Below are 12,886 nucleotides of genomic sequence, written 5' to 3' on the forward strand. Positions count from 1 at the left end.
GAGCGTCCGGAACCCGGACATTGCGGTACGGCATCATTCGTGCGCCGGGGCGCCCGCGCGCACGCCGGCTCAGTCCGCCACCAGATCGGCGTACACCACGACGTTGTCCGGCCGGTGGCCGTCCACCAGGCCGCCGCCACAGGTCACCAGGCGCAGCTCGGGCCGGTCGGTGTCGCCGTAGACCTGCTGGGTGGGGAACGCCTTCTTGTCGACCTGCTGGAGCGCCCGGACGGCGAAGACCGCGGTGCGCCCGTCCGCCCGGTCGACGTAGATCTTGTCGCCGGGCCCGATGCGGCCGACGTTCCGCAGTACGGCGGGGCCGTCGACGGTGTCGTAGTGGCCTATCAGGACGGCGGGGCCGGTCTCACCGGGAGTGACGCCCTGGTCGTACCAGCCGATCCGGTCGGCCTGCGCCACGGAGGGCACCTGCACCGTGCCGTCGGCGGCGAGTCCCAGGCCGAGGACCGGGCCGGTGTCCACACCGGCGGCCGGTATGCGGACGCGTACCGGCCGGGAGGCGGGCAGGGCCGCCGGGGCCGACGCGCTCGGGGCAGCGGCGGGGGCACCGACGTTCGCGACGTGCACGGGCGGCGCCGCCCCCGGGGTGCCGCCGTTCAGGACGCCCCGGGCGATCAGTACGCCGCCCGCCACGAGGAGGAGCAGGCTCGCCGCCGTCAGCAGACGGCCCGGCAGGCGCCGGTGAGGGCCCCGGCTCAGCACCCCGTTCCCTCGGACTGACGGCGGCGGCGCACCGCGAAGACGACGCCCGCCGCACCGGCCGCGGCGAACAGGCCGCCCGCGGCGAACAGCGGGGTGGTGTCCGGCTGCTCCAGGTCCTCGTAACCGGCGGCCACGGCGCCCTTGGGCAGCACCTTGGTCTGGCTGCCGGTCGGCGTGGCCTGGGCGCCGACCGCGCCCGGGCTCTTGCTGCCCGCGGGCTTGGCACCGGGCGCGCTGCTCTTGGCGGGCACGACGGGCTTCGCGGCCGGGGCGGGCTTCGCGGCCGGGGCGCAGCCCTGGGGCAGGGCGGGGAAGTTGGCGGTGCCGGGCGGGTAGTCGCCGCCCTGCATCTTGAAGCGGAGCTTGGGGCGGGCGCCGTACGGGTCGATGATCTTCGCGCCGAAGCGGGCCAGGGTCGGGTGCGCACGGTCGAGACGGGCGCCGGGAACGGCGTTGCCCGGACCGTCCTCGAACGTCGCCGAGGGCCCCTGCGGGCCACGGGTCAGCACGGCGAGGGTGCCGCCGCCGATGGCCACGCGGCGGGTGACGGTGCAGCTCTTGCGGCTGCCGGAGGCCGTACCGCTGCCGGTCCGGTGCGCGGTGGCCTGGCCCGCCTGGTGTCTGCCGGTCTCGCCGGCCGTCTTGCCGTCGGCCGTCTTGCCGTCGGCCGTCCGGCCGCCCGTCGCCTTGCCGCCCGCGTGGGGCGCCGCGGACGTCGGCAGCGCGTAGCTCTTCGCGCCGCCGGGGCCGCCGCTGACGTGCAGCTTCGGCGACGCGCCCGAGAGGCCGGTCAGCCGCAGGGACAGGCCCTTGAGCTGCGCGCTCGGGTGGGCGCGGTCGAGCAGACCGAGCACCCGGACCAGGTACCAGTCGCCCGGCTTCCACTGCGGACCGACGTAACGGATCCATGCCTCCGGACCGCCCGCGGCGGGCACGTTGCGCAGCACGGCCACCATGCCGTTGCCGATGGCGACCGGCTTGCCCTCGTAGCGGGCGGCGGTGTCGGCGGCGGACTGCGCGGCAGCGGTCGCCGTGACAGGCGCGGCGGATGTGGCGGAGGTGGCGGCGAAGGCACCGGGGGCGGAGCCGAGGACGGCGGCACCCAGGGCGGCGGACGCGACGGCGGCGCGGAGTGTGCGGCGGGCGGACTGTGCGGTCATGAGGACCCCCGGGGGATGGTCGGTCGTGCGGCGACGTGACCACATCCGCCGCCCTTCGTGCGGAAGGCCGGAAAGTGCTGCGGTGCGGTGCGGCACTACTGAAGGTAGGGGACTGCCGTGACGACCCGTCCGCTGTTGTGTAACGGTCGCCGCACAGAAGCCCATCACTCCACCGCGCGCCTGTTACAGAACGCCTGCGCACAGCCGTTACGGGGGCCCTGCGCACGTTGTTACAGAGCGCTCGCGCACCACGGCCGCACGCGCCCCGGCGCACCCGTCGCGAACAGCACCCGCGCCCTGTCACGGGCGCCGCCGCACACCTCCGCTCCGGGCCGCGCGCACATCCCCGTTCCGGGCGCCACGCGCACCTCCGTACCGGGCAGCGCGCACATCCCCGTTCCGGGCGCCACGCACACCTCCGTACCGGGCGCCGCCGGCCCCCCGTCACGCATGACGCCCGCACTCTCGCCCCGGGCGCCGCCCGCACTCTCGCCCCGGGCGCCGCCCGCCCCCCTCCGTCACGTACAACCCCCGCCCCTCACCCGAACGCCTCCACCACCCCCCAGCCGGACGCCCGCCGCGCCCATATCCCTCCGCAGGGGGTGACATGCAGCTACGCGCGTAGATATGCTCCCCTCGTGACCATGCCCACCACTGTTCCCGCATACGGCAAGGAAGCCGCGGGGCGTCTGGCGTCGATGGCGGACGTGACCGCTTCCGACGGTGCGCTGCGCCGCTTCCTGCACGGCCTCCCGGGCGTCGACGCGGTCGGCCTCCAGGCCCGCGCCGCGACCCTCGGCACCCGCTCGATCAAGACCACGGCGAAGGCGTACGCCATCGATCTCGCCATCTCGATGATCGACCTGACGACGCTCGAAGGAGCGGACACCCCGGGCAAGGTCCGGGCCCTGTGCGCCAAGGGGATCAACCCCGATCCCACCGACCGCGGCACCCCCAAGGTCGCCGCGATCTGCGTCTACCCCGACATGGTGGCGACCGCCAAGGAGGCCCTGACCGGCTCCGGCATCCACGTCGCCGCCGTCGCCACCGCCTTCCCGGCGGGACGGGCCGCGCTGCCCGTCAAGCTGGCCGACACCCGTGACGCGGTCGCGGCCGGCGCCGACGAGATCGACATGGTGATCGACCGCGGCGCCTTCCTCTCCGGCCGTCACATGACGGTCTTCGAGGAGATCAAGCAGGTCAAGGAGGCGTGCCGCCGCGAGGACGGCTCGTACGCCCACCTGAAGGTGATCTTCGAGACCGGCGAGCTCCAGACGTACGACAACGTGCGACGGGTCTCCTGGCTCGCGATGCTCGCGGGCGCCGACTTCATCAAGACCTCGACCGGCAAGGTCGCGGTCAACGCCACCCCGCCGGTGACCCTGCTGATGCTGGAGGCCGTCCGCGACTTCCACGCCACGACCGGTGTGCAGGTCGGCGTGAAGCCGGCCGGCGGCATCCGTACGACCAAGGACGCGATGAAGTACCTGGTCATGGTCAACGAGACGCTGGGCGATCAGTGGTTGACCGCGGACTGGTTCCGCTTCGGCGCCTCCAGCCTGCTCAACGACCTGCTGATGCAGCGCCAGAAGCTCAGCACCGGCCGCTACTCCGGCCCCGACTACGTCACGGTGGACTGAACCGATGAGCTCAGCATTCGCATACGCACCGGCGCCCGAGTCGCGCGCCGTCGTCGACATCGCGCCGTCCTACGGCCTGTTCATCGACGGCGAGTTCACCGAGGCGGCCGGCGGCAAGGTCTTCAAGACCGTCTCGCCCGCGAACGAGGAGGTCCTCTCCGAGGTCGCGCAGGCCGGCTCCGAGGACGTGGAGCGCGCCGTCAAGGCCGCCCGCAAGGCGTTCGAGAAGTGGTCGGCGCTGCCCGGCGCCGAGCGCGCCAAGTACCTCTTCCGCATCGCCCGTCTGATCCAGGAGCGCTCCCGCGAGCTGGCCGTCCTGGAGTCGCTGGACAACGGCAAGCCGATCCGCGAGTCCCGCGACTCGGACCTGCCGCTGGTCGCCGCGCACTTCTTCTACTACGCGGGCTGGGCCGACAAGCTGGGCCACGCGGGCTACGGCGCCGACCCGAAGCCGCTGGGCGTGGCCGGCCAGGTCATCCCGTGGAACTTCCCGCTGCTGATGCTGGCGTGGAAGATCGCTCCGGCGCTGGCCTGCGGCAACACCGTCGTCCTCAAGCCCGCCGAGACCACCCCGCTGTCCGCGCTGTTCTTCGCGGACATCTGCCGCCAGGCGGGCCTGCCGAAGGGTGTCGTGAACATCCTCACCGGCGACGGCTCGACCGGCGCCGAGCTGGTCGCGCACCCGGACGTCAACAAGGTCGCCTTCACCGGCTCGACCGAGGTCGGCAAGGCCATCGCCCGCACCGTCGCCGGTACGGACAAGAAGCTCACCCTGGAGCTGGGCGGCAAGGCCGCGAACATCGTCTTCGACGACGCGCCGATCGACCAGGCCGTCGAGGGCATCGTCAACGGCATCTTCTTCAACCAGGGCCACGTGTGCTGCGCGGGTTCGCGCCTGCTGGTGCAGGAGTCCGTGCAGGACGAGCTGCTGGCGGCGCTCAAGCGCCGGATGAGCACGCTGCGCGTCGGCGACCCGCTGGACAAGAACACCGACATCGGCGCGATCAACTCCGCCGAGCAGCTGGCCCGTATCACGGAGCTGGCGGACGCGGGCGAGTCCGAGGGTGCCGAGCGCTGGGCCCCGTCCTGCGAACTGCCCGACGCCGGTTACTGGTTCGCGCCGACGCTGTTCACCGGCGTCACCCAGGCCCACCGCATCGCCCAGGAGGAGATCTTCGGGCCGGTGCTGTCGGTGCTCACCTTCCGTACGCCGGAAGAGGCGGTCGCCAAGGCCAACAACACCCCGTACGGGCTGTCGGCGGGCGTCTGGACGGAGAAGGGCTCGCGCATCCTGTGGATGGCGAACAAGCTCCGGGCGGGCATCGTCTGGTCCAACACGTTCAACAAGTTCGACCCGGCCTCGCCGTTCGGCGGCTACAAGGAGTCGGGCTTCGGCCGCGAGGGCGGCCGGCACGGTCTGGAGGCGTACCTCGATGTCTGATCGCTTGAGCGTTCTCAAGACCTACAAGCTGTACGTCGGGGGCAAGTTCCCCCGGTCCGAGAGCGGGCGGGTGTACGAGGTGACGGACTCCAAGGGCAACTGGCTCGCCAACGCGCCCCTGTCGTCCCGCAAGGACGCCCGGGACGCGGTGGTCGCGGCCCGTAAGGCGTTCGGCGGCTGGTCCGGCGCGACCGCGTACAACCGAGGCCAGATCCTCTACCGCGTCGCGGAGATGCTGGAGGGCCGCCGCGAGCAGTTCGCCGCGGAGGTGGCCGACGCCGAGGGCCTGTCGAAGGCCAAGGCGGCGGCGCAGGTGGACGCGGCGGTCGACCGCTGGGTCTGGTACGCGGGCTGGTCCGACAAGGTCGCCCAGATCGCGGGCTCCGCGAACCCGGTCGCCGGGCCGTACTTCAACCTGTCCTCCCCGGAGCCGACCGGTGTGGTGGCCGTGCTGGCGCCGCAGGAGTCGTCGTTCCTCGGCCTGGTGTCGGTGATCGCCCCGGCGATCGTCACGGGCAACACGGTCGTGGTCGTCACCAGCGAGAAGTCGCCGCTGCCCGCGCTGTCGCTGGGCGAGGTGCTGGCCACCTCCGACCTGCCGGGCGGCGTGGTCAACGTGCTGTCCGGACGCGTCAACGAGCTGGGCGGGCCGCTGGCCGCGCACCAGGACGTCAACGCGATCGACCTGGCGGGCGCCGCGGCCGACGCGGAGCTGGTCAAGGCGCTGGAGACGGCCGCGGCCGACAACCTCAAGCGCGTCCTGCGTCCACAGGCTGTGGACGGCGTCGCCGACTGGAGCGCCGACCCCGGTACGGAACGGATGCTGGCCTTCCTGGAGACGAAGACCGTCTGGCACCCGATGGGGGTCTGATCCCCCGGCCCGCGCGCCCGCGGGCCCTGGCTTCCGCGCGCGTCCGCGCCCGCGGAAGTACGCCGCCCGCCCTCATCCGTCCATGAGGGCGGGCGGTCCGCGTTCCGCCCCGTACCCGGCGGTCTCAGCCGGGCAGCAGCCCGACCGCCGCGCCGGTCAGCGGCAGATCCTCCAACGCGCCGCCACCGGCGATCGGATCCGTCACGATGCCGGTGGTCAGCGGCTTGAAGTCGGCGACCTGAGTGCCGATCTTGTTGGTCAGCGGGTCGGCGGTGGTGCCCGCGAGCGGGTCCAGCTTGAGGCTCTTGACCGGCCCGACGCCGCCCGCGAGGGAGTGCTGCAACGCGCCTCCCAGCGCCTTGCCGGCCGCCTGGACGTCGAGGTCGCTCTCGCGGCCGGACGCCGCGCCCGCCGGTGCCGCACCGGCCGCCGCGAGCGCCGCACCGGCCACCGTGAGCGCCAGCCCCGCGCGCGTCAGACCGCGCGGTACGCGGCGCCGGTGCCGGGGTCGTGCATGTGAGGCCATGTGCCACCTGCCTGTGCGTCGCCAAGGAAATGATTGAGTAATCGAACGATTGCGAAGCGTAGTTGAGCGGTGCCGGACCGTTCCAGCGAGCGCGCTCCGGGTAGCCCGCACGGCCCAATGCGCGACAATGGCTCCCCGTGAGCTCCCACACCGCCGCCCGGCCGCCCGCCGCCCGGGTCGTCCTGCTGACCGGCCCCTCCGGCTCCGGCAAGTCGTCCCTCGCCGCCCGCAGTGGCCTGCCCGTGCTCAACCTCGACGACTTCTACAAGGAGGCCACGGACCCGACCCTGCCGACGCTGGCCGACGGCGGCGGCACCGACTGGGACTCGCCGCTGTCGTGGGACGCGGGTGCCGCCGTGGCCGCGATCGAGGAACTCTGCCGTACGGGACGTACGGCCGTACCGGTGTACGACATCGCCGCCAGCGCACGGGTCGGCGAAACGGTTCTGGAGCGGGGCGAGGCGCCGCTGTTCCTCGCGGAGGGCATCTTCGCGGCGGACATCGTCGAGCGCTGCCGCACGGCCGGACTGCTCGCCGACGCGCTGTGCCTGCGCGGCCGCCCCACCACGACCTTCCGGCGGCGGCTCGCCCGTGACCTGCGCGAGGCCCGCAAGCCGGTGCCGGTCCTGCTGCGCCGCGGGCTGCGCCTGCTGCGCGCCGAGGGCGCGATCGTCGCCCGGCACACGGCGCTGGGCGCCCACCCGTGCGCGAAGCCGGAGGCGCTGGCCCGGATAGCGGCGGCCCGTGACGCGGCCGGCGCCATCGACGGGACCGGCCACGCCGCCACGGCCCCCGCACCCCCCACCGCCCCCGCGACGGCGACCGCCCGCGCCTGAACAGCCGAAGACCGTCCGGGCCCGCCGCGCGGCCCGAACGGCGAAGGAGCGGATTCGCGCCGTACCCCCCGGCCGGCCGAACCCGCTCCTCATCCCCCCGTGTCCCCCGTGGTCCCCCCTCGGGATCCCCCGTCCCCCTCTTCCTCGCTCCCCCGTGGTCCCCCCGTCTTCCCCGCCCTCAGGCCACCAGCTCGCCGAAGGACTCCTGCTCGTCACGGCCGAAGCTGAGGACGTCGTCCTCGCGCAGCCGGCGCAGGGAGCGCCAGATGCTGGACTTCACCGTGCCGACACTGATGTTGAGAATGTCCGCGATCTCCGGGTCCGTACGGCCCTCGTAGTAGCGCAGCACCAGCATCGTGCGCTGCGTCTCGGGCAGCCGGGCCAGCGCCTGCCACAGCACCGCGCGCAGCTCCGTGCCGCGCATCGCGTCCGTGTCCCCGGCCGTCTCCGGCAGCTCCTCGGTCGGGTACTCGTTCAGCTTGCGGCGGCGCCACGCGCTGATGTGCAGGTTGGTCATCGTGCGGCGCAGGTAGCCGCCCAGCGCCGCCTTGTCACTGATCCGGTCCCACGCCCGGTAGGTCGAGAACAGCGCGCTCTGCAGCAGGTCCTCGGCCTCGAAGCGGTCGCCGGTCAGGTGGTAGGCGGTGGCGTACAGGGAAGCGCGGCGCTCCTGGACGTAGGCGGTGAACGCCGCGGCGGCGTCCCCCGTTTCCTCCGCCTGCGACGCGGAGCGCCGTTCCCCCGTGCCTTCCCTGTACGCCGGCGCCGCGGCGGGACCACCGTCTCCCCCGTCGGTCCCCCCGTGTCCCCCGTCGTGCGTCATCGCGTCGATCGCGACCATGTAGGGAATGCGATGACGCCCGGTGCCGCGAGCGCACCCCCGCCCGCCCACGGCACCGGACTTCTCGGTGGCCCGGCCGACATCGTGCAGACGCGTGATGACTGCGCTGGTCGTGGTGCTGTGCAGTGTGTTCATCGCGCGCCCCCCGTCGGTAGACCCTGCTTGCTTCGGTTCGTGATGGGGAAAACTCTGCCGAAGCAGTTTCATGACGCTGTCTGCCGTCTGTCACAGCCCTGTCACAGCGGGAGGGTCGCGGCCGGAGCGCCGTACGGACGCGGGGCGGGCCGGGGCACGGGCCCCGCCGGACGCCGTGCAGGTCGAAGTCCTGGTCCCCCATGGGCCAGAATGGCCGGTGTGCCTTTCCTGTTGCTGATCGAGGACGACGACGCCATCCGCACGGCCCTCGAACTCTCCCTGTCGCGCCAGGGTCACCGTGTGGTGACCGCGGCGACGGGCGAGGACGGCCTGAAGCTGCTGCGCGAGCAGCGCCCGGACCTGATCGTGCTGGACGTGATGCTGCCGGGCATCGACGGTTTCGAGGTGTGCCGGCGGATCAGGCGGACGGACCAGCTGCCCATCATCCTGCTGACCGCGCGCAACGACGACATCGACGTGGTGGTCGGGCTGGAGTCCGGCGCGGACGACTATGTGGTCAAGCCGGTGCAGGGGCGGGTGCTGGACGCCCGGATCCGGGCCGTGCTGCGGCGCGGGGAGCGGGAGTCCAACGACGCGGCGACGTTCGGTTCCCTGGTCATCGACCGCTCGGCCATGACGGTCACCAAGAACGGCGAGGACCTCCAGCTGACCCCGACCGAGCTGCGCCTGCTGCTGGAGCTGAGCCGCCGCCCCGGTCAGGCGCTGTCCCGGCAGCAGCTGCTGCGGCTGGTGTGGGAGCACGACTACCTCGGTGACTCGCGGCTGGTGGACGCGTGCGTACAGCGCCTTCGCGCGAAGGTGGAGGACGTACCGTCCTCGCCGACCCTGATCCGCACGGTGCGCGGTGTCGGCTACCGGCTGGACACCCCGCAGTGACGGAGCGCTCGCCCGAGAGCCGTACGGATGCCGAAGCGGCCGGTGACGGCGCGGGCGCGCCGGAGCGGCCCGGCTTCCTGCGGCGGTGCGTACGGGCGCTCGGCCTGCTGCGCTGGACCAGCCTGCGGCTGCGGCTGGTGTTCGTCTTCGCGCTCGTCGCGCTGACCGCGGCGGTCTCCGCCTCCGGCATCGCGTACTGGCTCAACCGCAACACCGTGCTGGACCGTACCCAGAACTCCGCGCTCAACGACTTCCGCAAGTCGCTGGAGGACAGCACTCGTTCGCTGTCGCTGCGGCCACGGTGCTCGGAGCTGGACGACGCGGCACGGCAGATGGCGGGCGGGCCGCAGAACTACGCGGTCCTGCTGGTCGCGCAGGGCAGCGACGGCAAGCAGTGCGTGGCGTCCACCGACAAGGACCTGTTCACGCTCAAGACCGTGCCCAGGCCGTTGCAGACGGCGGTCAACGAGAAGCGCGCGCTGGACGACGGCAACCGCGTCCCGTACCACATGTACTGGCAGCGCAAGGAGCTGCGGGACACCCCGTACCTCGTCGCCGGGGCCCGGATGAACGGCGGCGGCCCGACCGGCTACATGCTCAAGTCGCTGGCCACCGAGCGGCAGGATCTCAACTCGCTGGCCTGGTCGCTGGGTATCGCCACCGCGCTGGCGCTGGTCGGCTCCGCGCTGCTGGCGCAGGCCGCCGCGACCACCGTGCTGCGGCCCGTGCAGCGCCTGGGCCACGCGGCCCGGCAGCTGGGCGAGGGGCGGCTGGACACCCGGCTGCGGGTGACCGGCACCGACGAACTCGCCGACCTCTCGCGCACCTTCAACCGCACGGCCGAACGCCTGGAGCAGCGGGTCGAGGAGCTGAGCGGCCGCGAGGCGTCCTCCCGCCGCTTCGTCGCCGACATGTCGCACGAGCTGCGGACGCCGCTGACGGCGATCACGGCGGTCACCGAGGTGCTGGAGGAAGAGGAGGACTCCCTCGACCCGATGATCGCGCCCGCGGTGAAGCTGGTGGTCAGCGAGACCCGGCGGCTGAACGACCTGGTGGAGAACCTGATGGAGGTCACCCGTTTCGACGCGGGGACGGCCCGGCTGGTGCAGGACGAGGTGGACGTCGCCGACCAGGTGACCGCGTGCATCGACGCGCGGGCCTGGCTGGACGCGGTCGAGCTGGACGCCGAGCGCGGCATCGTGGCCCGGCTGGACCCGCGCCGCCTCGACGTCATCCTGGCCAACCTCATCGGCAACGCGCTCAAGCACGGCGGCTCGCCGGTCCGGGTGTCGGTCCGCACCGAGGCCACGCCGGACGGCGAGGATCTGCTGATCCGGGTACGGGACCACGGGCCCGGCATCCCGCAGGAGGTCCTGCCGCACGTCTTCGACCGCTTCTACAAGGCGAGCGCCTCCCGGCCGCGGTCGGAGGGCAGCGGTCTGGGCCTGTCGATCGCGCTGGAGAACGCCCACATCCACGGCGGTGAGATCACGGCCGCGAACTCGCCGGAAGGCGGCGCGGTCTTCACCCTGCGGCTGCCGGTGGGCCTTTCGGCCGCCGGACCGGCCGAAGAGACGGACACGGATACGGACGCGGGCGCCGGTGAGGATGCGCGGGTCGGCACGGGCGCGGGGAGCGGTACGGGCGCGGGCACTCGTAAGGACGCGGGTGCTCGTAAGGACGCGGGGAGCGGCACGGACGCGGGCACCGGTACGGACGCGGGCGCCCGTGAGGACGCGGGGAGCGGCACGGACGCCGGTTCCGGAGGCACGGAGCACCGCGGCACCGAAGCCCGCGGCACGGAAGGCGGTGACGGCCGATGACGTGGCACACCCGTACCCCGTCGGCCGGACCGGGGCCCGGTACCCGCGCCCGTACCCGCACCCGGCCCTCGCCCCGGCGCCGGACCGCGGTACTGACGACGGCCGTGGCGCTGGGCGCCCTCGTACCGGCGCTGGCGAGCTGCGGCATCCGCGGTACGTCCGTGCCGGTCGACGCCGGGGGCGCGCCCTCCCGGGTCAGCTGCAAGGTTCCTGCGGACTCGGTCGCCCCCGTCCCGCCCGACAGCTCTCGGGTCACCGTCTACCTGGAGTGCAGCTCGGCGCTGGCCCCGGTGGAACGCACCGTGACCAACCCCAAGCAGCAGCCCGCCGACCGTCTCCGGTCGGCCCGCGCGCTGCTGGACGAGCTCCAGGAGCAGCCGGGGCCTGTCGAGGAGGAGGCCGGGTTCGTCACGGCGGTGCCGGAGAACCTGGAGGTGTCCGGCCCGCGCGCGGGCGACCCCGAGGGGACACTGCGGCTGAGCGCGCGGCCGGAGGACCTGCCGTCCTTCGCGCTCGCCCAGATCGTGTGCACGTTCGGCGAGAGCGCGGCCCTGGGCCGTACGCACGCCGCGGTACTGGGCGGCCCCGGCGACGGACATCCGCAGCGTTACCCCTGCTCGGACGAGGTGCGCACGCACCCGGACAGTGTGCTGGGCGCGGGGTCGGACGCTCCGGGGACGTCGGGCTGACGGCGGGCGGGCGGACCACGGCCCCCGCCGCCCGGCCCCCGGAGCCCGGGCCTCGGCCCTTACGGAACCGCGGCCGCCGGTAGCCGCGTCCTGGCCTGTGTGCAGGGTCATGGCCGCGGCGGTACCGCCGCCCTCCGTATGCGCGCCGCGGGAGCCGTCCTCCTCGTGGCGCATCTGCTGATCGTCGGCTGGCTGTCGCTGCGCCCCCGTACGGTTCCCTGGGTGCCCGCCGCGAACCTCCGGCCGCTGGCGACGATCCGCGCGGAGCTGGCGCACGGGCCGTGGGAGGCCGTGCAGAGTCTCGGGGGCGCGGTGCTGCTGCTGGCGCCGCTGGGCATTCTGCTGCCGATGACAGCGGGCCGCCTGAACGTTTCTCCGCTGGGCTCCCTGGCACGTACGGCCTTCACCGGCGCGATGGTCTCGCTGGCGATCGAACTGCTGCAGGCCGGCATACCCGGCCGGGTGCCCGACGTGGACATGGTGCTGCTCAACACGGCCGGGGTCGTACTGGCGCACCTGCTGGTCGTACCAGGGGTCCGGTACCGGCTACGCCGCAAGGAGGACCCGCCCGTGCGGCCGACCCCCACGAGGGCCAGGGTTCACCTCGCACCGCAGGCCGACGCCCTGTCGGGCTCCCGGACCTACCTTTGAGACATCGGGGCAGACAGTCCCGTACCCGGTCGAAAAGGAGTCGAGAACCATGGCCGCCGCACTGGTCCGCCCCCGCAACAACAGGATGATCGCCGGAGTGTGCGCGGGCCTGGCGCGGCGCTTCGGCACCTCGCCCGGCACGATGCGCGTGCTCTTCCTGCTCTCGTGCCTGCTTCCGGGCCCGCAGTTCCTGATCTACCTGGCCCTGTGGCTGTTCCTGCCCTCCGAGGACAAGGCCCACCGGAGCGCCTGGTAGGCCCCGTACGGCTGTGCCCCGGCCCGTACATGAAGTACGGGCCGGGGCACAGCCGTGTCCCCTCCGGGACGCGTCGCGGAGCCGGTGACTCAGCCGAGCGCCTTGGTGAGGCCCCCGGCGGGCAGGCCGCCGAGCAGGTTGCCCTTGTTGTTGGCCTTCAGCTTGTGATCGCCGCCCTGGTCACCGGTCACGCCCTTGGCGGTCTCCTCGACCTGCAGGCCCTGCAGCGTCCCCGCGACATCGCCCGGTACGTTGTCGACCGCCGAGGCGGCGGAGGCCGTACCGGCCGCCGCGGCGGCGAAGGCGACGCCGAGCGCGGCGGCACCGAGAGTCCTGATGGTTCCCTGCTTCATGGAAATACATCCTTGTGATGGGAGTTCGACCGGACCGGAATCTAGTG

14 protein-coding genes are annotated in these 12,886 nt (G+C 73.2%); 9 read left to right on the top strand and 5 right to left on the bottom strand.

Going from position 1 to position 12,886, the window contains the following annotated elements:
- Positions 1 to 69 precede the first annotated feature (69 nt).
- A complete protein-coding gene (locus OEIGOIKO_RS15560) occupies positions 70 to 717 on the bottom strand; it encodes a class F sortase (protein ID WP_246178012.1) in 648 nt (215 codons plus the stop codon).
- Positions 714 to 1,880: a hypothetical protein gene (locus OEIGOIKO_RS15565; RefSeq protein WP_125054563.1), complete on the bottom strand. Its 1,167-nt coding sequence runs from the start codon at positions 1,878 to 1,880 to the stop codon at positions 714 to 716. Before OEIGOIKO_RS15565 ends, OEIGOIKO_RS15560 begins: the two co-directional genes overlap by 4 nt.
- A 644-nt stretch (positions 1,881 to 2,524) precedes the next feature.
- Between OEIGOIKO_RS15565 and deoC the strand changes: the two genes are divergently transcribed.
- Genes deoC through OEIGOIKO_RS15580 form a run of 3 tightly spaced genes read left to right on the top strand, consistent with a single transcriptional unit; the run spans position 2,525 to position 5,832 of the window.
- Positions 2,525 to 3,520, top strand: coding sequence for a deoxyribose-phosphate aldolase (deoC, locus tag OEIGOIKO_RS15570; protein ID WP_174857300.1), 996 nt, complete (start codon positions 2,525 to 2,527; stop codon positions 3,518 to 3,520).
- Positions 3,521 to 3,524: 4 nt separating this feature from the next.
- On the top strand, positions 3,525 to 4,961 hold the full coding sequence (locus OEIGOIKO_RS15575) for an aldehyde dehydrogenase family protein (protein ID WP_125054565.1): 1,437 nt from the start codon (positions 3,525 to 3,527) through the stop codon (positions 4,959 to 4,961).
- Entirely contained in the window at positions 4,954 to 5,832 is an 879-nt protein-coding gene (locus tag OEIGOIKO_RS15580) for an aldehyde dehydrogenase family protein (RefSeq protein ID WP_125054566.1), read from the top strand. Before OEIGOIKO_RS15575 ends, OEIGOIKO_RS15580 begins: the two co-directional genes overlap by 8 nt.
- Before the next feature lie 124 nt (positions 5,833 to 5,956).
- On the opposite strand, the gene OEIGOIKO_RS15585 is transcribed toward OEIGOIKO_RS15580, so the two are convergent.
- On the bottom strand, positions 5,957 to 6,358 hold the full coding sequence (locus OEIGOIKO_RS15585; protein WP_125054567.1) for a hypothetical protein: 402 nt from the start codon (positions 6,356 to 6,358) through the stop codon (positions 5,957 to 5,959).
- 137 nt (positions 6,359 to 6,495) lie between these two features.
- Between OEIGOIKO_RS15585 and OEIGOIKO_RS15590 the strand changes: the two genes are divergently transcribed.
- Entirely contained in the window at positions 6,496 to 7,194 is a 699-nt protein-coding gene (locus OEIGOIKO_RS15590) for a uridine kinase family protein (protein WP_246177355.1), read from the top strand.
- 178 nt (positions 7,195 to 7,372) lie between these two features.
- Here OEIGOIKO_RS15590 and OEIGOIKO_RS15595 read toward each other — a convergent pair whose 3' ends face one another.
- Complete coding sequence (locus OEIGOIKO_RS15595) at positions 7,373 to 8,170, bottom strand: SigE family RNA polymerase sigma factor (RefSeq protein WP_125054568.1); 798 nt, start codon at positions 8,168 to 8,170, stop codon at positions 7,373 to 7,375.
- Between the two features lie 219 nt (positions 8,171 to 8,389).
- On the opposite strand from OEIGOIKO_RS15595, the gene afsQ1 reads away from it, so the two are divergent.
- From afsQ1 to OEIGOIKO_RS15620, 5 genes are all read left to right on the top strand, one after another.
- Entirely contained in the window at positions 8,390 to 9,067 is a 678-nt protein-coding gene (afsQ1, locus tag OEIGOIKO_RS15600; RefSeq protein ID WP_004571966.1) for a two-component system response regulator AfsQ1, read from the top strand.
- On the top strand, positions 9,064 to 10,890 hold the full coding sequence (locus OEIGOIKO_RS15605; RefSeq protein ID WP_371858924.1) for a sensor histidine kinase: 1,827 nt from the start codon (positions 9,064 to 9,066) through the stop codon (positions 10,888 to 10,890). The genes afsQ1 and OEIGOIKO_RS15605 overlap by 4 nt, the downstream gene beginning before the upstream one ends.
- Complete coding sequence (locus OEIGOIKO_RS15610; RefSeq protein ID WP_246177356.1) at positions 10,887 to 11,579, top strand: hypothetical protein; 693 nt, start codon at positions 10,887 to 10,889, stop codon at positions 11,577 to 11,579. Before OEIGOIKO_RS15605 ends, OEIGOIKO_RS15610 begins: the two co-directional genes overlap by 4 nt.
- Positions 11,580 to 11,717: 138 nt before the next feature.
- Entirely contained in the window at positions 11,718 to 12,230 is a 513-nt protein-coding gene (locus tag OEIGOIKO_RS15615) for a VanZ family protein (protein WP_174857165.1), read from the top strand.
- A 49-nt stretch (positions 12,231 to 12,279) separates the two neighbouring features.
- A complete protein-coding gene (locus OEIGOIKO_RS15620) occupies positions 12,280 to 12,486 on the top strand; it encodes a PspC domain-containing protein (RefSeq protein ID WP_125054569.1) in 207 nt (68 codons plus the stop codon).
- An 89-nt stretch (positions 12,487 to 12,575) separates the two neighbouring features.
- On the opposite strand, the gene OEIGOIKO_RS15625 is transcribed toward OEIGOIKO_RS15620, so the two are convergent.
- The gene (locus tag OEIGOIKO_RS15625) at positions 12,576 to 12,839 is read right to left on the bottom strand and encodes a hypothetical protein (protein ID WP_125054570.1); all 264 of its coding nucleotides are present in this window, start codon (positions 12,837 to 12,839) and stop codon (positions 12,576 to 12,578) included.
- Between the last annotated feature and the right edge of the window lie 47 nt (positions 12,840 to 12,886).

It is taken from the genome of Streptomyces paromomycinus, assembly GCF_003865155.1.
GTDB classification, from domain to species: Bacteria; Actinomycetota; Actinomycetes; order Streptomycetales; family Streptomycetaceae; genus Streptomyces; species Streptomyces chrestomyceticus.

Excerpts from the sequence above, each read along its gene's own strand:
- deoC (WP_174857300.1), top strand. The coding sequence starts at position 2,525 with ATGCCCACCACTGTTCCCGCATACGGCAAGGAAGCCGCGGGGCGTCTG.
- OEIGOIKO_RS15620 (WP_125054569.1), top strand. The coding sequence starts at position 12,280 with ATGGCCGCCGCACTGGTCCGCCCCCGCAACAACAGGATGATCGCCGGA.
- OEIGOIKO_RS15580 (WP_125054566.1), top strand. The coding sequence starts at position 4,954 with ATGTCTGATCGCTTGAGCGTTCTCAAGACCTACAAGCTGTACGTCGGG.
- OEIGOIKO_RS15610 (WP_246177356.1), top strand. The coding sequence starts at position 10,887 with ATGACGTGGCACACCCGTACCCCGTCGGCCGGACCGGGGCCCGGTACC.
- OEIGOIKO_RS15625 (WP_125054570.1), bottom strand. The coding sequence starts at position 12,839 with ATGAAGCAGGGAACCATCAGGACTCTCGGTGCCGCCGCGCTCGGCGTC.
- OEIGOIKO_RS15615 (WP_174857165.1), top strand. The coding sequence starts at position 11,718 with ATGCGCGCCGCGGGAGCCGTCCTCCTCGTGGCGCATCTGCTGATCGTC.
- OEIGOIKO_RS15585 (WP_125054567.1), bottom strand. The coding sequence starts at position 6,358 with ATGGCCTCACATGCACGACCCCGGCACCGGCGCCGCGTACCGCGCGGT.
- OEIGOIKO_RS15595 (WP_125054568.1), bottom strand. The coding sequence starts at position 8,170 with ATGAACACACTGCACAGCACCACGACCAGCGCAGTCATCACGCGTCTG.
- OEIGOIKO_RS15565 (WP_125054563.1), bottom strand. The coding sequence starts at position 1,880 with ATGACCGCACAGTCCGCCCGCCGCACACTCCGCGCCGCCGTCGCGTCC.
- OEIGOIKO_RS15575 (WP_125054565.1), top strand. The coding sequence starts at position 3,525 with ATGAGCTCAGCATTCGCATACGCACCGGCGCCCGAGTCGCGCGCCGTC.